The 17,345-nt window shown below is 68.9% G+C and carries 17 protein-coding genes; 7 read left to right on the forward strand and 10 right to left on the reverse strand.

Going from position 1 to position 17,345, the window contains the following annotated elements:
* Positions 1–75 precede the first annotated feature (75 nt).
* Positions 76–1,119, forward strand: a complete 1,044-nt coding sequence (mgrA, locus tag OEJ37_RS03095) for an L-glyceraldehyde 3-phosphate reductase (protein ID WP_174421417.1) — start codon at positions 76–78, stop codon at positions 1,117–1,119.
* Between the two features lie 109 nt (positions 1,120–1,228).
* Here the strand turns inward: mgrA and OEJ37_RS03100 are convergent, their stop codons facing one another.
* Both OEJ37_RS03100 and OEJ37_RS03105 read right to left on the reverse strand, forming a co-directional pair.
* The gene (locus OEJ37_RS03100) at positions 1,229–1,414 is read right to left on the reverse strand and encodes a hypothetical protein (protein WP_014895742.1); all 186 of its coding nucleotides are present in this window, start codon (positions 1,412–1,414) and stop codon (positions 1,229–1,231) included.
* 356 nt (positions 1,415–1,770) lie between these two features.
* Entirely contained in the window at positions 1,771–2,652 is an 882-nt protein-coding gene (locus tag OEJ37_RS03105; RefSeq protein WP_263343166.1) for a DMT family transporter, read from the reverse strand.
* Between the two features lie 814 nt (positions 2,653–3,466).
* Between OEJ37_RS03105 and OEJ37_RS03110 the strand changes: the two genes are divergently transcribed.
* Together OEJ37_RS03110 and OEJ37_RS03115 are read left to right on the forward strand one after the other, a co-directional pair.
* Entirely contained in the window at positions 3,467–3,679 is a 213-nt protein-coding gene (locus tag OEJ37_RS03110) for a hypothetical protein (protein ID WP_011353523.1), read from the forward strand.
* A 56-nt stretch (positions 3,680–3,735) separates the two neighbouring features.
* Positions 3,736–4,758, forward strand: a complete 1,023-nt coding sequence (locus tag OEJ37_RS03115; protein WP_263343167.1) for a serine/threonine protein kinase — start codon at positions 3,736–3,738, stop codon at positions 4,756–4,758.
* A gap of 73 nt (positions 4,759–4,831) precedes the next feature.
* Here OEJ37_RS03115 and OEJ37_RS03120 read toward each other — a convergent pair whose 3' ends face one another.
* Both OEJ37_RS03120 and OEJ37_RS03125 read right to left on the reverse strand, forming a co-directional pair.
* Positions 4,832–6,274: a coniferyl aldehyde dehydrogenase gene (locus OEJ37_RS03120; RefSeq protein WP_174421420.1), complete on the reverse strand. Its 1,443-nt coding sequence runs from the start codon at positions 6,272–6,274 to the stop codon at positions 4,832–4,834.
* A 39-nt stretch (positions 6,275–6,313) separates the two neighbouring features.
* Positions 6,314–6,670: a hypothetical protein gene (locus OEJ37_RS03125; protein ID WP_263343169.1), complete on the reverse strand. Its 357-nt coding sequence runs from the start codon at positions 6,668–6,670 to the stop codon at positions 6,314–6,316.
* Positions 6,671–7,003: 333 nt separating this feature from the next.
* Between OEJ37_RS03125 and OEJ37_RS03130 the strand changes: the two genes are divergently transcribed.
* A complete protein-coding gene (locus OEJ37_RS03130; RefSeq protein WP_263343170.1) occupies positions 7,004–8,644 on the forward strand; it encodes a GMC family oxidoreductase in 1,641 nt (546 codons plus the stop codon).
* A 156-nt stretch (positions 8,645–8,800) separates the two neighbouring features.
* Here OEJ37_RS03130 and OEJ37_RS03135 read toward each other — a convergent pair whose 3' ends face one another.
* From OEJ37_RS03135 to fliF, 6 genes are read right to left on the reverse strand one after another with little or no spacing between them, the layout of a single operon-like run.
* Entirely contained in the window at positions 8,801–10,180 is a 1,380-nt protein-coding gene (locus OEJ37_RS03135; RefSeq protein WP_263343171.1) for a flagellar hook-length control protein FliK, read from the reverse strand.
* 31 nt (positions 10,181–10,211) lie between these two features.
* Positions 10,212–10,670 (reverse strand): flagellar export protein FliJ, encoded by a 459-nt coding sequence (fliJ, locus tag OEJ37_RS03140; RefSeq protein ID WP_152860770.1) that lies wholly within the window; start codon positions 10,668–10,670, stop codon positions 10,212–10,214.
* Positions 10,671–10,675: 5 nt separating this feature from the next.
* On the reverse strand, positions 10,676–12,223 hold the full coding sequence (gene fliI / locus OEJ37_RS03145) for a flagellar protein export ATPase FliI (protein ID WP_263343172.1): 1,548 nt from the start codon (positions 12,221–12,223) through the stop codon (positions 10,676–10,678).
* Positions 12,217–12,900: a flagellar assembly protein FliH gene (fliH, locus tag OEJ37_RS03150; RefSeq protein ID WP_263343173.1), complete on the reverse strand. Its 684-nt coding sequence runs from the start codon at positions 12,898–12,900 to the stop codon at positions 12,217–12,219. Before fliH ends, fliI begins: the two co-directional genes overlap by 7 nt.
* Entirely contained in the window at positions 12,893–13,888 is a 996-nt protein-coding gene (gene fliG / locus OEJ37_RS03155) for a flagellar motor switch protein FliG (protein WP_034179307.1), read from the reverse strand. The genes fliH and fliG overlap by 8 nt, the downstream gene beginning before the upstream one ends.
* Entirely contained in the window at positions 13,878–15,644 is a 1,767-nt protein-coding gene (gene fliF / locus OEJ37_RS03160; RefSeq protein ID WP_263343174.1) for a flagellar basal-body MS-ring/collar protein FliF, read from the reverse strand. Before fliF ends, fliG begins: the two co-directional genes overlap by 11 nt.
* Positions 15,645–15,894: 250 nt before the next feature.
* Here fliF and fliE point away from each other — a divergent pair, with 250 nt between their 5' ends.
* From fliE to OEJ37_RS03175, 3 genes are all read left to right on the forward strand, one after another.
* On the forward strand, positions 15,895–16,239 hold the full coding sequence (gene fliE, locus OEJ37_RS03165; RefSeq protein WP_152865698.1) for a flagellar hook-basal body complex protein FliE: 345 nt from the start codon (positions 15,895–15,897) through the stop codon (positions 16,237–16,239).
* A gap of 342 nt (positions 16,240–16,581) precedes the next feature.
* A complete protein-coding gene (gene fliS, locus OEJ37_RS03170) occupies positions 16,582–17,016 on the forward strand; it encodes a flagellar export chaperone FliS (protein WP_152865701.1) in 435 nt (144 codons plus the stop codon).
* Positions 17,013–17,345 (forward strand): flagellar protein FliT, encoded by a 333-nt coding sequence (locus OEJ37_RS03175; protein ID WP_152865703.1) that lies wholly within the window; start codon positions 17,013–17,015, stop codon positions 17,343–17,345. Before fliS ends, OEJ37_RS03175 begins: the two co-directional genes overlap by 4 nt.

Below are 17,345 nucleotides of genomic sequence, written 5' to 3' on the forward strand. Positions count from 1 at the left end.
TTTTCTTCGCCGCCGTCGTGCCTTGGGCGCGGCCGGTGCGCGCCCCTCCCTCCGACGTCCTGACGGGAAATACTCATGGCCTACGAAGCAGCTTCCGAACGTTATGCGGACATGCAATACCGCACCTGCGGCAAATCCGGGCTCAAACTGCCCGCGCTGTCGCTCGGCCTGTGGCACAACTTCGGCGACTCGACGCCGATCTCGACGCAGCGCGAGATCCTGCGCACCGCGTTCGACCTCGGCATCAACCACTTCGATCTCGCGAACAACTACGGGCCGCCGTACGGCAGCGCGGAAACCAACTTCGGCCGGCTGCTGAAGGAGGATTTCCGGCCGTATCGCGACGAGCTGCTGATCTCGACGAAGGCCGGCTGGGACATGTGGCCGGGGCCGTACGGCAGCGGCGGCGGGTCGCGCAAGTACGTGCTCGCGAGCCTGGACCAGAGCCTGCAGCGGATGGGGCTCGACTACGTCGACATCTTCTATTCGCACCGCTTCGATGCGCATACGCCGCTTGAGGAAACCGCGGGCGCGCTCGCGTCGGCGGTTCAGCAGGGCAAGGCGCTCTACATCGGCATTTCATCGTATTCGGCCGCGAAGACGCGCGAGATGGCCGAATTGCTCGCGCAGTACAAGGTGCCGCTGCTGATCCACCAGCCTTCGTACAACATGCTGAACCGCTGGATCGAGAGCGACCTGCTCGGCACGCTCGACGACGTCGGCGCGGGCAGCATCGCGTTCACGCCGCTCGCGCAGGGGCTGCTCACGTCGAAGTACCTGAACGGCGTGCCGGCCGACGCGCGCGTGAACAAGCCGGGCGGCGGCTCGCTGAAGCAGGATCACCTGAGCGCGGACAACCTCGAGCATGTGCGCAAGCTCAACGCGATCGCCGAACGGCGCGGGCAGAGCCTCGCGCAGATGGCGCTTGCGTGGGTGCTGCGCAATGGCCGCGTGACGTCCGCGCTGATCGGCGCGAGCCGTGCGGAGCAGGTGCGTGAAAACGTCGGCGCGCTGAAGAACCTCGAATTCTCGGCGGAGGAACTCGCGGAGATCGATCGTTACGCGACGGAAGGCGGCATCAATCTGTGGGAAAAGCCGTCCACCGATCAGGCCATCTGACCGGCGGTCGATACGGCATGCGAAGCATCGCGTGCCAGTATCGCGGGCTTGCAGGCAGCAGGTCGCATCGCTGCGGCGCAGCGATGCGCGTCAGGCACGCGGTGTGCCGCTAGAGCAGTGCAGGCAGGCCTTCGACGAGCAATACCGCGACGCCGACGCCGAGGATGACGCCCAGCACGCGCAGCAGGTTGTGGCGGAATTCGGTTGCGCACGGCACCGCGCCGAGAAACAGCGCTCCGGCCAGCGCCATCGGAATCAACAGGATGAAGTCGCCGATCGTGAAATAAGTCGTCATGCGTGTCTCCAGTGTCGGCCGAAGTTGGAGCTCTAGCGCTCACCTCGGCCCCATCCCCTTGCCGGACGTCAGCCGGAGGTGGCGCTTCAGTGCTGACTCCAGTCCCATGCCGGGAATTTCTAGTCTTGGTCCGACCCGATTGCGAGCGGGGCGGTCAATTCGAGTATAGGCAACCGGTCGCGTTTTTCGCTATCCGAACCATTAAAAATCAGCGGAAAGCCTGACGAGTCGCGCGTTTTTCCCGCAAGTTCGACGAACGCCTTGCACGCATCTTTCCTGTCCCTTTCGGTTTTCGCGGAATTGTCGTACGTGTCCGATGCGGGCCGCCGCACCCGCGGGTGCGGCGGCCCGTCCGCTCATGCGCGGTCGGGTTGCGTGCGGGCGGTCGGCGCGCGGAACACGAGCGCGAGCCCCGCGACGATTGCGCCCATGCCGGCGAGCGCGAGCGGCTCGGGCCGGTTGCCGAGCCACACGGCATCCATCAGCGTGGTGACGATGGGCACGAGATAGAACAGGCTCGTCACGTTGACGAGATCGCCGCGTTGCATCAACCGGTAGAGCAGCAGTTGCGCGATCACCGAAATCACGATGCCGAGCCACAGGAGCGGCACGACGAACGCCCAGCTCATGTCGAACGAAATCGGCCGGAACGGCACGATCGCCACGCACAGCGCGAGACCGATCGCATTCTGCAGCGGCAGCACGTCGGCGGGTGCCGCGCGTACGCGCTTTTGCAGCAGCGAGCCGACGGTCAGCGCGACGAGTGCCGTGAGCGCGTACGCGATGCCCGTGACCGGCAGGCCGGCGTCGCCCACGCCGCGACAGACGACGAGCGCGAGGCCGGCCAGCGACAGCGCGAGCCCTGCGACGCGCATGGGCTGCCAGCGCCGCTCGACGATCGCCAGCGTGAGGATCGGCTGCACGCCGAGGATCGTCGCGAGCACGCCCGGCGCGATCCCGCGCTCGAGCGCGAGCAGGTAGAAGATCGAATAGCCGCCCATCATCAGCAAGCCGGTCAGCGCGGCCATGCGCCGCTCGCCGCGCGGCGGCAGCCAGCGTTTGCGCATGAAGGCCAGTGCGAGCAGCACGAGCGACGCGAGCGCGAAACGCGCGGTGAGAAAGACGAACGCGGATGCGTGACGCAGACCGAGTTCAGCGAAGATCGCGCCGCTGCTCCACAGCAGCACGAAGAGCGACGTCGCTCCATGCGCGGCAAGCGCGCGTTTGAACGAGACCATGTGAGTCCACCTGTCGAACGGATCGGAACGTTCCATCCGCGCACGCAGCAAGGAGCCGTGCATCACGACGCACGAACGGAAGCTGACGGGCGAATGAAAGACGAAACGGAAGCCGGCCGGTCAGCCGGCGCGTGCCGCCGGAGGGGGCGGCGCGGCGCCGACGAGCGGCGGTGCGACAGGAGGCGGGAGGACCGACGGATGCGCGCACGCCTGCGGCCGCGAGTCGAACTGCGGCCGGGATTTTGCGACGGCGGACGAGAGCGGATGCATCGTGTCGGAATGCGGTTGAACGCGAATGAATGCAAAGGTACTGCAAGGCCGGCATCAGGTGCAACAACTGTCGGCGGCGGCACATGACGAAAGACGTGTTGCAGTGATGCCGGGCGACGCTTGTGCGCGGCGGATGCGCGAGCCGGGTTCGAGACAGGGGGAAGGAGGCTGCGGCGTGCGAGACCAGCGGCGTGATTCCGGCAGGCCCGGTCACGCGAAATCTCCTGACGGCCCGGCACGCGGCAAACGATGCGCACGTTGCGTCAATCACCCGTGCGCCGCAGCGCCGGGCGGATTCGGCGGGCAGTCACATTCGACAGGGTATGATGGGGGTATCCGCACGTGCAAGCGCACGCGCGGCGCAGTGGTTGATTGGAGACATTCGACGAATTCGCGGCACTTCGCCTGCTTCTTCTTCTTTTCGCGCTTCGATAAACCGTGAACAATGGGATTACGCGCAACGCTTCGTCGAGAGCGGCGCGGATCGCGCATTTGCCGGCTCGCCAGCGGGCCGGGTTTCAAGATTCAAGAGTGGGGAACCATCATGCATGTCGGGTCGATTGTCTGCACTACCCATATCGCGGTGCCGAAGGGCGCGCGCGGCATCGTCCAGCGCGTCCTGGGCGACATGGCCATGGTGACCTGGTACGCGGGCGTGCCGGGTGAGTCGAAAGAACTCAACACCGAGCCGTTCTTTCTCGAGGATCTGATCGACACCGGCGAATCGGTGCTGCCGGCCGGCGCGGCGCTCCACTAAGCGCACACCGCACCGGACGCTCGTCTTTCGGCCCGGCTGGCGGCACAATGCGGGGCATGACAGACGCCACTTCCGCTCCCGCTTCTCCCGCCAGCCCGCCGTTCGCCGGCCTCACGCCCGAGTGCGTGCTCGACGCGCTCGACAGCGTGCTGATGCCGGCCGGCCTGCGCACCGACGGGCGCCTGCTCGCCCTCAACAGCTACGAAAACCGCGTCTACCAGGTCGGCATCGAAGACGGCCCGCCGGTCGTCGCGAAGTTCTACCGCCCGGCGCGCTGGTCGGACGAAGCGATCCTCGAAGAGCACGCGTTCGTCGCCGAACTCGCCGAGCGCGAGATTCCGGCGGTGCCTGCGCGCACTTTCGACGGCCGCACGCTGCACGCGTTCGACGGCTTTCGCTTCTCGATCTTCGAGCGGCGCGGCGGCCGCGCGCCCGATCTCGATCGCAGCGACACGCTCGAATGGCTCGGCCGCTTCATCGGCCGGATTCATGCGGTCGGCGCGACTCAGCCGTATGTTGCGCGTCCCGTGCTCGGCATCGATACCTTCGGCTACGAGCCGCGCGACTACCTGCTCACGCACGATTTCATTCCGGATGACGTACGACCGGCGTACGAGACGGTGGTCACGCTCGCGCTCGAAGGTGTCGAGGCCGCGTTCGAACGTGCGGGCGAGATCCGCCTGCTGCGCACGCACGGCGATTGTCATCCGAGCAACGTGCTGTGGACCGATGGCGGCCCGCATTTCGTCGATTTCGACGACAGCCGGATGGCGCCCGCGATCCAGGATCTGTGGCTGCTGCTGCCGGGCGATCGCGAAGGCGCGTCGCGCGCGCTGGCGGACCTGCTGGCCGGCTACGAGGATTTCTGCGAATTCGAGCCGCGCGAGCTGCATCTCGTCGAAGCGCTGCGTACGCTGCGGCTGATCCACTACGCGGCGTGGCTCGCGCGGCGCTGGGACGATCCCGCGTTCCCCGCCGCATTTCCGTGGTTCAACACGCATCGTTACTGGGAAGCGCGCGTGCTCGAACTGCGCGAGCAGATCGGCGCGATGCAGGAAGGGCCGCTCTGGCCCGTGTGACGGCGCGCGCGGCACCGGCGCCGCGCGGCAGGCTTGCTCGGGGCCGCGGCGCGATGCGCGCGGCCCGGCCGGCTCAGAACTTCAGCATCAGCTTGATCAGCGCGGCGAAGCGCTTGCCGTACGGCGGCGCGAGCAGGTTGCGCGCGTTCAGGCGCGGCTGCGTGAGCACGGGCTTCATCTTCGAGAACGTCACGAAGCCGTCGTAGCCGTGGTACGCACCCATGCCGCTCGCACCGACGCCGCCGAACGGCAGGCTGCCGCACGCGATGTGCATCAGCGTTTCGTTGATCGACACGCCACCCGAGATCGTTTCGCGCATCACGCGGTCGATCGTGCCGCCGTCCTCGTCGAACAGGTAGAGCGCGAGCGGGCGCGGGCGCGCATTCACGTATGCGATCGCCTCGTCGAGCCGCTCGTACGGCACGAGCGGCAGCAGCGGCCCGAATATTTCCTCCTGCATCAGTTGCGACGCGGCCGGCACCTGCGTGATCGCGCACGGCACGAAGCGGCGCGACGCCGGATCGGACTGCGCGTCGGACAGCGGGTGCAGTTGCGCGCCGGCGGCCTGCGCGTCGCTCGCGAGTTGCTGCAGCCGGGCGTAATGGCGCGGCGACACGATCGTCGTGTAGTCGCCGTTGGCCGACAGGTCGGGATACATCTTCGCGAACCGTGCCCGCGCGCGCTCGATGAACGCGGCTTCCATGCCGCGCGGCAGCAACACGTAGTCGGGTGCGATGCAGGTCTGGCCGGCGTTCAGCGTCTTGCCCGCGACGATCGCGTCGACGGCCGCATCGAAGCGTGCATTCGGTCCGACGATCGCCGGCGACTTGCCGCCGAGTTCGAGCGTGACGGGCGTGAGGTTGTCCGCGGCCGCGCGCATCACGTGACGGCCGACCTGCGTCGAGCCGGTGAACAGCAGGTGATCGAACGGCAGCCCGCTGAACGCGGCGCCGACCTCCGCATCGCCGTTCACGACCGCGACGTGGTCGCGCGTGAAGGTCTTCGCGATCAATTGCTCGAACAGCGCCGACGTGCGCGGCGTCAGTTCGGACATCTTGACGATCGCGCGGTTGCCGGCCGCGAGCGCGCAGATCAGCGGGCCGGCCGCGAGCAGCACCGGGTAGTTCCACGGAACGACGATGCCGACCACGCCGAGCGGCTGAGGAATCACCTTCGCGCGCGCCGGGCGCAACCACTTGTTCATCGGCTTGCGGATCGGCTTCATCCAGCGCTTGCCGTGCTTGAGCGCGTCGTCGATCTCTTCCTTCGCCATCCAGATTTCCGACAGCAGCACTTCCTGCTTCGCGCGATGGCCGAAATCGGCGCTGATCGCTTCGGCGAGCGCGTCCGCGTTGTCGATCAGCATCGTGCGCAGCGCGCGCAGGTGCTGCACACGCGTTTCCCATGCCGGGTACGGTGCGCGCAGGTAGGCCGCGCGCTGGTCGCGCAACAGCGACGTCAGCGCATCTGCCGACGACAGTGCTTGCGGGGCCAGTTCGGGCAGGTCGTTTTTCATGTTGTCTCCTCCAGTTGGGCCTGGCTTGTCGGCCAGCCGTCACGCCGCACGCGAGCGCTCGGCGAGCGCGGCGACGCGGATCGGGGTGGTGTGCGTCGCGCGGCGCGGGGCTTGATGCGACGCATGCTCGAAAATCGGTTGCAGCGCGCGGCGGGCGTCGCATCCGCGCGACGATATCCGCATCCGAAAACCGCGCCGCGGCGTGTGCGCGTGCCGCGCGATACGACTGTTGCCGGACACGCGACGCTGTAGCGCGAGCGCCTGCCGGCGCAGCGAGGCGGGGCAGCGCGACACACATGCCAATGCGGGTTGCCGCGCATCGTGCCGCTGTGGCAGACGGCCGTCCAAACGGTCGGCGACGACACGTGCCGTTCGATTTCGATCGGCCGCACGCATGTCGCCGCAGGTTCCCGCGCGGGCAGTCGTTTGAAATGAAATGCGGGCCGCGCGCGTCGCATCCGGGTAACCCGGTCGGCACGCGGCCTGCAGAACCTTGCGCTGCATCTTCGTCTCTCCCGTTTCGCGACGGATCGGCTTCTCGTGGCCGGCGCATCGCGCGAAATGAATCAATACATCTTAAATTTAGTTCACGCGGGCGTTTAGAGGAATCGCTCTTGAATCCGCGTGCCGCGTGTGCGACGGCGATTCATACAATGCCCGAACATTACAAGAGGGGACGCGGTCGCGCGGCGGTGCCGGGCGCCTTCCATGACACGACGGAGACGTGACATGCAATACGACTACATCATCGTCGGCGGCGGTTCGGGCGGTTCGAGCCTGGCAGGCCGTCTCGCCGATGCCTGCCCCGATGCGACGATCGCGCTGATCGAGGCCGGCTCGCATACGGAGCGCAACCTGCTCGTCAACATGCCGGTCGGCATCGCGGCGCTGGTGCCGTTCAAGCTCGGCACGAACTACGGCTACGAAACGGTGCCGCAGCCGGGCCTCGGCGGGCGGCGCGGCTACCAGCCGCGCGGGCGCGGGATGGGCGGTTCGAGCGCGATCAACGCGATGATCTATACGCGCGGCCACCCGGGCGACTACGACGAGTGGGCGCAGCTCGGCGCAACGGGCTGGGGCTGGCAGGACGTGCTGCCGTATTTCCGTCGCGCGGAAGGCAACGAGCGCGGCGCCGATGCGTGGCACGGCGCGGACGGCCCGCTGTCGGTGTCGGATCTGCGCTTTCGCAATCCGTTCTCCGAACGATTCATCCAGGCCGCGCACGCGGCCGGCTATCCGCTGAACGACGACTTCAACGGCGCGACGCAGGAAGGCGTCGGCTTCTATCAGGTCACGCATCGCGACGGCTCGCGCTGCAGCGTCGCGCGTGCTTATATCTATGGCCGCAACCGGCCGAACCTGCACGTGATCACCGACGCGACGGTGCTGCGCGTCGGCTTCGACGGCAAGCGCGCGGTCGGCGTCGCGGTGTCGCGCAACGGCCGCGTCGAGACGCTCGGCGCGCGCGCGGAAGTGATCCTGTCGGCCGGCGCGTTCAATTCGCCGCAACTGCTGATGTGTTCGGGGATCGGCCCGGCCGAGCAATTGCGCCGGCACGGGATCGCGGTCGTGCAGGATGCGCCGGACGTCGGCACGAACCTGATCGACCACATCGACTTCATCATCAACACGCGCGTGAATTCGTCTGAACTGGTCGGCGTGTGCCTGCGCGGGATCGCGAAGATGACGCCGGCGCTCGCGCGCTATTTCTCGAGTCGTACGGGGATGATGACGAGCAACGTCGCGGAGGCCGGCGGCTTCATCAAGAGCGATCCGTCGCTCGAGCGTCCCGACCTGCAGCTGCATTTCTGCACGGCGCTCGTCGACGACCACAACCGCAAGATGCACTGGGGCTTCGGCTATTCGCTGCACGTATGCGCGCTGCGGCCGTTCAGCCGCGGCACGGTGGCGCTCGCGAGCGGCGATGCGCGCGACGCGCCGCTGATCGATCCGCGTTTCTTCAGCGATCCGCGCGATCTCGACCTGCTCGTGCGCGGCACGCAGGCGATGCGCCGCATCCTGTCGCAGGCGCCGCTCGCGTCGCAGGGCGGGCGCGAGCTTTACACGCGAGCGGACCAGAGCGAAGCCGAGCTGCGCGCGACGATCGTCGCGCATGCCGACACGATCTATCACCCGGTCGGCACGTGCCGGATGGGCTCCGATGCGCGCGCGGTCATCGATCCGCAACTGCGTGTGCGCGGCGTCGAAGGGTTGCGCGTGGTGGATGCGTCGGTGATGCCGACGCTGGTCGGCGGGAACACGAATGCGCCGTCGGTGATGATCGGCGAACGCGCGGCGGATTTCATCGTCGCGGCGCGCAAGGGCGGCATGCCGCGCGGCGAGGCGGCCGCGGCGGTGCACGGCCGCTGAGCGTGCACCGGGCTGCGCGGCGGCAACGGGACTTCCGTCGGCGCGTTCGGCACGGCCAAACGGTGCTCCTCACCTCTTGCATGCGCCCGAAGGAAGTCCCCTTGGGGGACGACCGGCAACGCACGCTCGCAAGCCCGTTATTAGCGGGAACAGGCCCTATGCAAACGTATCGACGAGGCCGGCGCGGGTCACGTTCGCGGCGGCCGGTGCGGATTGCGCAGCGTCGGCCGGTGCATCGACGGCTGACGATCCGCCGTGCCCGCGGCGCGGCGACTGGCCGTGGGCGAAGGTCTGTTGCGGGTTCTGCTGCTGCGACGCGAAGCCGCCGTCGCTGACACTCGCGCTGCCGAGCCCGAGCCCGCCGGCTTCCATCGCTTCACGCAGCTTCGGCAGCGCGGCTTCGACCGCGTCGCGCACCTGCGCGTGCTGCGACACGAACAGCGCGTGCGCGTGGTTGTCCGCGACGCGCAGCACCACCTGCAGCGGCCCGAGATCGGGCGGATTGAGCGTCAGCTCGGCGCTCTGCTGGTGCGCGTTCGACAGGAATACGACCTTCTGGCTCAGCGCGTCCGTCCAGTCGGCGGTGCCGACGTGCGGCGCGAGCACGTGTGGGTTGGCGGCGGCGATCGCGCTCGCGGCGGGCGACAACTGCAGATTCGCCTGCGCCGCGGCCGCAGCCGATGCGCCGGCCGCGAGCGTCGCGCTGGCGGCAGGGTCCGTTGCTTCGCTGGCTGCCGCGAGCGCATGCTGCGCGCCGGACTGCACGCTCGCGTCGGCCTGCAGCGCCTGCGCGGTGGCCTGCGTCGGCGTCTGCTGCGTGGCGAGCGCACCTTTCGCGTCGGCGAGCGTGCGGTCGAACGTCGGCACCTTCGGCGTCAGCGGTGCGGTGGCGGCGGTCGATGCGGAAGATGCCGGTTCCGATGTCGATGTCGAAGCCGTCGTGCCGCTCGCGGGCGTCCCGATCGCGCCCGACCCGCCGGTCAGCTTGGCGAGTGCCGCTTGCAGCGCGTCGCGGCTCGACGCCGGCGCGGCCGGCTGGGCGGCCGCATCCTTGGCCGCGTGGTCCGCCAGCGCGGCCGTCGCGTCGGGCTGGCCGGACACGGCCGTCTGTTGCGCGGCAGCGGCGGCAGTGGTGACGGTAGCGGCGGCAGCGGTGGCGGCATCGGCCGGCGTTGTGTTGTCCGTGCGGGCCTGCAGTTGCGCCTGCACGGCCGCGGCGGCCGCGAGTGCGCCGGCGTCGGGGTTGGTGGTGGCGTTCGTGTCGTCGGTCGACGGGCCATCGTCGGTGCCGGACGGCTTCGCGCCGGCGGCCGGCTTCGACGAAGCCTGCGTCGTCGAAGCATCCGGCGTGCCGGAAGGCGCCGCGTCGCGCCGTGTGGCGACGCTTTGCTTCAGCGTCTGAGCGAACGGCACGGCGGCCGTGGTGGTCGCGGTGTCGTTGCCGGCGGCGGTGCCGGACGAACCCGAGCCGCGGGCGGCCTTGAGTGCGGCGCCGGCGGTGTCGATCAGCGCGCCGAGCAGGGGCAGGGGAAGCATGGCGGTTCTCTCGTTCGAATGCGGTGGTCGGTTACGACGAGCGGGCCGCGTCGGCCCGCATGCGCAGGATTTTCGCGGCGTGTTCGTCGGCGTCGCGCTGTTCGCGCCGGGCGTCGAGCCGCGCTTCCTGCGCGACGCCGCGCGCCTGCAGGATTTCATACGAGCCGACGGTGCGTTTCTTCTGTTGCCAGTTCGGGCGTGCTTCGTCGATGCGGACTTCGGCCGCGGTCAGCACGTTGCGCTGCTGCGCGATCGCGGCGTCGAGCGTGTCGATGAATGCCTGGAAATTGCGCCAGTTGCCGGCCGGCATCCCGTGCTGCGCGGATTGCGAGAAACGCGCGTGATATTCGTCGCGATAGCGCAGCAGCGCGTCGAGCTGCTCGGCGGCCGACGTGCGGTCGCGCTGCGCGGTGCCGAGCTGCTTCGCGGCCGAGTCGAGATCTTCCTGCGCGCGGTCGAGCAGCAGTTGAAGGGGAAAGCCGTGAGCCATCGTGATCAGCCTCCGTAAGCGTCGAACAGCGCATCGAGCCCGGCGAGGCTCGATGCGAACGGCGCGCATTCGCGAAAGCCCTGCTGCAGGAACGCCTCGATGCGCGGATAGAGTGCGATCGCGCGGTCGAGCTGCGCGTCGCGTCCGGGTGCGTACGCGCCGACCGCGATCAGGTCGCGATTGCGCTGGTAGCGCGACAGCATCTGCTTGAACTGCCGCACGTGGTCGAGATGCGTTTCGTCGATCAGCGCGGTCATCGCGCGGCTGATCGACGCCTCGATGTCGATTGCCGGATAGTGGCCGGCCTCGGCGAGCGCGCGCGACAGCACGACGTGGCCGTCGAGGATCGCGCGCGCCGAATCGGCGATCGGGTCCTGCTGGTCGTCGCCTTCGGTCAGCACCGTGTAGAACGCGGTGATCGAGCCGCCGCCCTCCGGCCCGTTGCCGGTGCGCTCGACGAGCGCGGGCAGCTTCGCGAACACCGACGGCGGATAGCCCTTCGTCGCGGGCGGCTCGCCGATCGCCAGCGCGATCTCGCGCTGCGCCATCGCGTAGCGCGTCAGCGAATCCATCAGCAGCAGCACGTGCTTGCCCTGGTCGCGGAAATACTCGGCGAGCGACGTCGCATAAGCCGCGCCCTGCATCCGCAGCAGCGGCGACACGTCGGCCGGCGCCGCGACGACGACCGAGCGCGCGAGCCCGTCCTCACCGAGGATCTGTTCGATGAATTCCTTCACTTCGCGGCCGCGTTCGCCGATCAGCCCGATCACGATCACTTCCGCGCTCGTATAGCGCGCCATCGTGCCGAGCAGCACCGATTTGCCGACGCCGGAGCCCGCGAACAGCCCCATCCGCTGCCCGCGGCCGACGGTGAGCAGCGCGTTGATCGCGCGCACGCCGACGTCCAGTACGTGGTGGATCGGTTCGCGCTCGAGCGGGTTGATCGATGGCGCCGACAGCGGCGCATCGACCTTCGACGCGAGTGGGCCGAGGCCGTCGAGCGGGCGGCCCGACGCGTCGACGACGCGCCCGAGCATCTCCCAGCCGACCGGCAGCCGCTTCGCGCCCGCGAGCGGATCGGCGACGGGCGCGCTTTCGAGCGGCCACACACGCGCGCCGGGCAGCACGCCGGCGACGTCGGTGGTCGGCATCAGGAACAGGCGGTCGCCGGCGAAGCCGACGACTTCCGCTTCCGCGTGCGGCAGCGTGCTGCCGGGCGGCAATTCGATCGTGCATTCGGCGCCGACCGACAAGCGCAGCCCAATCGCCTCGAGCACGAGGCCCGCCGCGCGCGTGAGGCGCCCGCACGGCCGCAGCGGCAGCGCGCGATGGCTGCGCGCGGCGAGCCCGTTCAGGTGCGTGCGCCAGTGCGCGAGATGCGGATTGTGCGGCGCGCGCGGCGCCGTTTCGTGTGCGGCGGCCACGCCGGTGTGCGGTTTCGTGTCGGGTGCGGTGTCGTGCGCGCCAGCGGGGCCGAACGACGCGAGCGCGAGTTCGCGCTCGAGCGGCGTCATGCCGTCATGCGCGAGCGATTCGGGCGGCCGCGTCACCACGTGCTCACCTTGCCGATCGCGGCGGCGACGCGCTGCCAGCGCGTGGGCAGCGTCGCGTCGACCTCGCCGGTCGCGGCGTGTGCGCGGCAGCCGCCGCGCTCGATCGACGCATCGGTGCGCACGTTCCAGCCGAGCGTATCGAGATCGTCCTGCAGATAGGCTTCGACGACGGGCAGGTCGGCCGGGTTCACCGTGAGATGCGGCGCGCCGGACAGCGCGGGCTCGGTCGCGAGCACGTCGCGCACGGCGGCGACGAGCGCGGCCGGGTCGTGCTTCACGTGCTGGCGCACGACCTGCTGCGCGATATCGAGCGCGAGCTGCGCGATGTCGGATGCGAGGTCATGCTCGGCGTTCGACACGGCCTCGCGGAACGACGCGGCGAGTGCCGCGAGCTGCGCGGCCTGTTCGCGCGCATCGGCCTGGCCGCCCTCGAAACCCTGTTCGCGGCCCTGCTCGAAACCGGCCTGGTAGCCGAGTGCCTGGCCTTCGACGTGGCCGGCCGCATGGCCTTCGGCGTGCGCGGCGTCGCGCACGCGCTGCAGTTCCTCGGCGAGCGCGGCGGCGGCCGCTGCCGCGTCGTCGGGCGGCGGCGGGGGCGGCGGCGGGTCGAACGACGCCATCTCCCACCGCTGGTAGGCGGTGAGGCTGCCAGCGCGATCGCTCGCCGAATCAGACATACGCGTCTTCCGCCTTGCCGCCGATCACGATCTGGCCGCTCTCGGCGAGGTTGCGCACGATCTGCAGGATGCGGCGCTGCTGCGTCTCGACGTCGGACACGCGCACCGGGCCGCGCGCGTCGAGATCCTCGGCGAGCAGTTCGGCCGCGCGCTGCGACATGTTCGCGAGAAACTTCTGGCGCAGCGCGGGCGGCGCGCCCTTCAGCGCGATGATCAGCGTTTCCGACTCGACTTCCTTCAGCACCATCTGGATCGCGCGATCCTCGAGGTCGAGCAGGTTCTCGAACACGAACATCTGGTCGACGATCTTCTGCGCGAGATCGGCGTCGTACTGGCGCACGCTTTCGAGTACGCCTTCCTCATGCACGCTCGTCATGAAGTTCAGGATCTCGGCCGCGGTGCGGATGCCGCCCATCGGGCTGCGCTTCAGGTTGTCGCTGCCGGACAGCAGGCCGGTCAGCACGTCATCGAGCTCGCGCAGCGCGGCCGGCTGGATGCCGTCGAGCGTCGCGATCCGCAGCAGCACGTCGTTGCGCAGCCGCTCGGTGAAGCACGACGCGATCTCGGACGCCTGGTCGCGGTCGAGGTGCACGAGGATCGTCGCGATGATCTGCGGATGCTCGTTCTTGATCAGTTCGGCCACCGCGCCCGAGTCCATCCACTTCAGGCCCTCGATGCCGCTCGTGTCGCTGCCCTGCAGGATCCGGTCGATCAGCACGCCGGCCTTGTCCTCGCCGAGCGCCTTGGTCAGCACCGAGCGGATGTACTCGCTCGAATCGAGCGACAGCGCGGTGTGCTCCTCGGCTTCCTTCACGAAGTCCTGCAGCACGCTCTCGACCTGCTCGCGCGTGACGTTCTTCAGCGCGGCCATCGCGGCGCCGATCTTCTGCACCTCGCGCGGCGCGAGGAACTTGAATACCTCAGCGGCCTCTTCCTCGCCGATCGACATCAGCAGGAGCGCGCTCTTGGTCAAGCCTTCAGCGTTCATCGGACACCCAGTTCTTCACGACGGTGGCGACGATCTTCGGATCCTGGCGGGCGATCGTGCGCGCGTAGTCGAGGTTGCGTTCGTAGCGGTTCTTCTCGTTCTCGAAGCCGAGCAGCAGCGAGTCGGGCTCGTCGTCGGCCTTGACCGGCGCCGGCAGGCCGTCGAGCACGACCGGATCTTCCGGCGCCGCGAGCGCCGGCGCGACCGGCTCGGGCGGCGGGAATGCGCGGCGCATCGCCGGGCGCACGAACATGAAATAGAGGGCTGCCGCGGCCGCCGCGATGCCGAGCCACTTCGCGGCTTCCTTCGCCATCGCGATCATGTCGGGCTGGCGCCACCACGGCAGGTCGGCGTACGGGTCGCTCACGGTCGAGAACGCGCTGTTCACGACGTTTACCGAGTCGCCGCGCTTCTCGTCGTAGCCCATCGCGTCCTTCACGAGCTGCTCGACCTGCGCGAGCTTCGCGGGCGGCAGCGGCTGCATCGTCACGTGGCCCTTCGCGTCGGCGATCGGCTGGTAGTTGACGACGACCGCGACCGACAGCCGCTTCACGCTGCCCATCGGCTGTTCGAGATGGCGGATCGTCTTGTCGAGCTCGTAGTTGGTCGTCTGGTCCTTGCGGTCGCTGACCGGCGTCGTCTGCGGCGCGTTCTGGCCGTTGCCGGCGACGACCGGCGCGGAAGCCGGCTGCGGCGGCGTGTTCGACAGCGCGCCCGGCACGCCCGACGCGCCGCCCTGCGCGAGTTCGGTCGCGCTGCTGGTCTGCTGGCTGCGGATCGCGGCCTGCTGCGGCACGCCGTTCGGGCCGTAGCTTTCCGACGTCTGTTCGATCTTCGAGAAATCGAGGTCCGCGCTGACCTGCGAGCGCGCGTTGCCGGCGCCGAAGATCGGCGCGAGGATCGCGTCGATGCGCTTCTGCGTGTTGTGCTCGACTTGCTGCACGTATTTGAGCTGGCTCGCGTCGAGGCCGGATGCCGAAGCCGGCTGGGTCAGCAAGTTGCCGTCCTGGTCGACGATCGTCACGTTTTTCGCGGGCATGTCGGGCACGCCGGACGACACCATCCGCGTGATCGCCTGGACCTGGCCCTCGTCGAGCACGCGGCCCGGGTAGAGGTCGACGAACACTGACGCGCTCGGCGCTTCCTTGTCGCGCACGAATACCGACGGCTTCGGGATCGCGAGATGCACGCGCGCGCCGCGCACCGCATTGATCGATTCGATGGTGCGCTGCAGCTCGCCTTCGAGCGCGCGCTGGTAGTTGATCTGTTCGGCGAACTGGCTGATGCCGAATTTCTGGTTGTCCATCAGCTCGAAGCCGACCGAGCCGCCTTTCGGCAGGCCCATCGCGGCGAGCTTCAGGCGCGTTTCATGCACCTGGTTCGACGGCACGAGGATCGCGCCGCCGGCATCGGCGAACTTGTAGGGAACGTTTGCCTGCTGGAGCGCGGTAATGATCGCGCCGCCGTCGCGGTCCGACAGGTTGCTGTACAGCACGCGGTAGTCGGGCGTCCGGCTCCACAGCACGAGCGCGGTAATCGCGGCGATCGCGAACGCCACGGCGATCAGGAACGGCAGCTTCGGGTTGCCCTTCATCCGCGAGATGCCGGGAATGCGTTCCGCGAAGCCGCCGAGCCCGAAGTCCGCGCCGGCGACACCCGCGCCAGGCAACGCGGCGGCCACGGCGGCGCCGGGCGCCGGGCTGGCGAGGCTCGCGCGAGCGTCGGGGTTGATCAGCGAGTTGGCCTGCGAATCCATGCGTCGAGTTTCTCCGGAGCGGGACGACTGAGCTCGCTCGGGCGAGCGGGCGGACAATGACACGATGCGATTATCGTGATCCGGGCCGTACTCCGATCGACCGAAAAGAGCGGGGTTTCCCCCGTACTTTCTCGGCTTTGCCGCGCGGCGCGCTGCTATCCTTTTTCGCGATCCGGTATGGTGCGCGTGGTGCGGCGCCGGCGGAAACGCCCGGTGCGTCCGGGTATCTTCTCTTATGTCTGGGGACAGCATGACTGCGAACGTCAGCGGAATCGGTTCGGTGTTGCAACAGATGCAGTCGATGGCCGCGCAGGCATCGAGCGGCGTCGCGAGCCCGACGGCGGCGCTCGCCGGCTCCGGCGCGGCGACGGCCGGCACGTTCGCGAGCGCGATGAAGGCATCGCTCGACAAGATCAGCGGCGACCAGCAGCACGCGCTCGGCGAGGCACGGGCGTTCGAGGTCGGCGCGCCGAACGTGTCGCTGAACGACGTGATGGTCGACATGCAGAAAGCCAACATCGGCTTCCAGTTCGGGCTTCAGGTCCGCAACAAGCTAGTGAGCGCTTACAACGACATCATGCAGATGTCGGTGTGACGGGGCGGCCATCCGACGACGGGCATTCGGGGGCGGGCATCCGACGACGGGCATTCGGGGGCGGGCATCCGGCGACGGGCATCCGGGAACGGCCATCCGGCGACGGGCATCCGCGGACGGCCAACCGACGACGGCCAACCGGCGACGGCCATCCGGGGCTGGCCAATCGGGGGCGACCATCCGGCCTTGCCGGGCGGGGCCGGTCGGCCGGTTTCCCGCGCCCGGCGGCGGCCCCGCGCACCTAAAGCTTTTCAAATCCCTTCCGATAACTCCGGAGAAGGCCGCGTCGTGCGATGCACGGCGGCGGCTCCCGTATAGCCAAGGCATGACAAGGAGAAGCGCATGTTTTCCCCAGGACGCGCTGGAGCCAGTGCATACGCGCGTGTCGGCGTCGAGACGGGGGTGATGGGCGCGTCCCCGCACCGGCTGATCGCGATGCTGTACCAGGGCGCGCGGCAGGCGATCGCGCTGGCGCGCATGCATCTGCAGCAGGGCAACGTGTCCGCGCGCGGCGAAGCGATCGGCAAGGCGATCCGGATCGTCGAGAGCGGCCTGCAGGCGTCGCTGAACCGCGACGCGGGCGGCGAGATCGCGGGCCGGCTCGACGCGCTGTATGCGTATATCGGCCGGCGCCTGCTGGAAGCGAACGCGCAGGCGAGCGACGCGATGCTGGTCGAGGTCGACGGGCTGCTTGCGACGCTCGAGGAAGCATGGACGGGCATCGCCCCGGAAGTCGCGCGGATGGCCGCGCAACAGGCAGTGGAAGCAGCACGATGAATCTCAAGGCCGAATACTTCGCGCGTTACGAGGCGCTCGCAGCCGTGTCGGGCCGGATGCTGTGCGCCGCGCGCGGCGCCGACTGGGCCGCGTTGCCGGGGTTGCAGGCCGAATTCATGCAGCTCGTCGACGGGCTGAAGGAAGCCGATCCGGGCGTCGCGCTCGACGAATCGGATCTCGGCCGCAAGCTCGACCTGATTCGCCGCATCCTGGCCGACGACGCCGCGATCCGCGATCTCGCGAGTCCGGACGTCGCACGGCTGTCCGCGCTGTTCGAGGCGCGGCGCTCGACCCAGGTATTGACCGATCTCTACCGCGCGCGCGGGTAG

Source organism: Burkholderia sp. BKH01 (assembly GCF_025685725.1).
Taxonomy (GTDB): domain Bacteria; phylum Pseudomonadota; class Gammaproteobacteria; order Burkholderiales; family Burkholderiaceae; genus Burkholderia; species Burkholderia pyrrocinia_C.

What these genes read in the sequence shown, in the direction of transcription:
- mgrA (WP_174421417.1), top strand. Translation starts at nt 76, where the DNA reads ATGGCCTACGAAGCAGCTTCCGAACGTTATGCGGACATGCAATACCGC.
- OEJ37_RS03100 (WP_014895742.1), bottom strand. Translation starts at nt 1,414, where the DNA reads ATGACGACTTATTTCACGATCGGCGACTTCATCCTGTTGATTCCGATG.
- OEJ37_RS03105 (WP_263343166.1), bottom strand. Translation starts at nt 2,652, where the DNA reads ATGGTCTCGTTCAAACGCGCGCTTGCCGCGCATGGAGCGACGTCGCTC.
- OEJ37_RS03110 (WP_011353523.1), top strand. Translation starts at nt 3,467, where the DNA reads ATGCATGTCGGGTCGATTGTCTGCACTACCCATATCGCGGTGCCGAAG.
- OEJ37_RS03115 (WP_263343167.1), top strand. Translation starts at nt 3,736, where the DNA reads ATGACAGACGCCACTTCCGCTCCCGCTTCTCCCGCCAGCCCGCCGTTC.
- OEJ37_RS03120 (WP_174421420.1), bottom strand. Translation starts at nt 6,274, where the DNA reads ATGAAAAACGACCTGCCCGAACTGGCCCCGCAAGCACTGTCGTCGGCA.
- OEJ37_RS03125 (WP_263343169.1), bottom strand. Translation starts at nt 6,670, where the DNA reads ATGCGTGCGGCCGATCGAAATCGAACGGCACGTGTCGTCGCCGACCGT.
- OEJ37_RS03130 (WP_263343170.1), top strand. Translation starts at nt 7,004, where the DNA reads ATGCAATACGACTACATCATCGTCGGCGGCGGTTCGGGCGGTTCGAGC.
- OEJ37_RS03135 (WP_263343171.1), bottom strand. Translation starts at nt 10,180, where the DNA reads ATGCTTCCCCTGCCCCTGCTCGGCGCGCTGATCGACACCGCCGGCGCC.
- fliJ (WP_152860770.1), bottom strand. Translation starts at nt 10,670, where the DNA reads ATGGCTCACGGCTTTCCCCTTCAACTGCTGCTCGACCGCGCGCAGGAA.
- fliH (WP_263343173.1), bottom strand. Translation starts at nt 12,900, where the DNA reads ATGTCTGATTCGGCGAGCGATCGCGCTGGCAGCCTCACCGCCTACCAG.
- fliG (WP_034179307.1), bottom strand. Translation starts at nt 13,888, where the DNA reads ATGAACGCTGAAGGCTTGACCAAGAGCGCGCTCCTGCTGATGTCGATC.
- fliF (WP_263343174.1), bottom strand. Translation starts at nt 15,644, where the DNA reads ATGGATTCGCAGGCCAACTCGCTGATCAACCCCGACGCTCGCGCGAGC.
- fliE (WP_152865698.1), top strand. Translation starts at nt 15,895, where the DNA reads ATGACTGCGAACGTCAGCGGAATCGGTTCGGTGTTGCAACAGATGCAG.
- fliS (WP_152865701.1), top strand. Translation starts at nt 16,582, where the DNA reads ATGTTTTCCCCAGGACGCGCTGGAGCCAGTGCATACGCGCGTGTCGGC.
- OEJ37_RS03175 (WP_152865703.1), top strand. Translation starts at nt 17,013, where the DNA reads ATGAATCTCAAGGCCGAATACTTCGCGCGTTACGAGGCGCTCGCAGCC.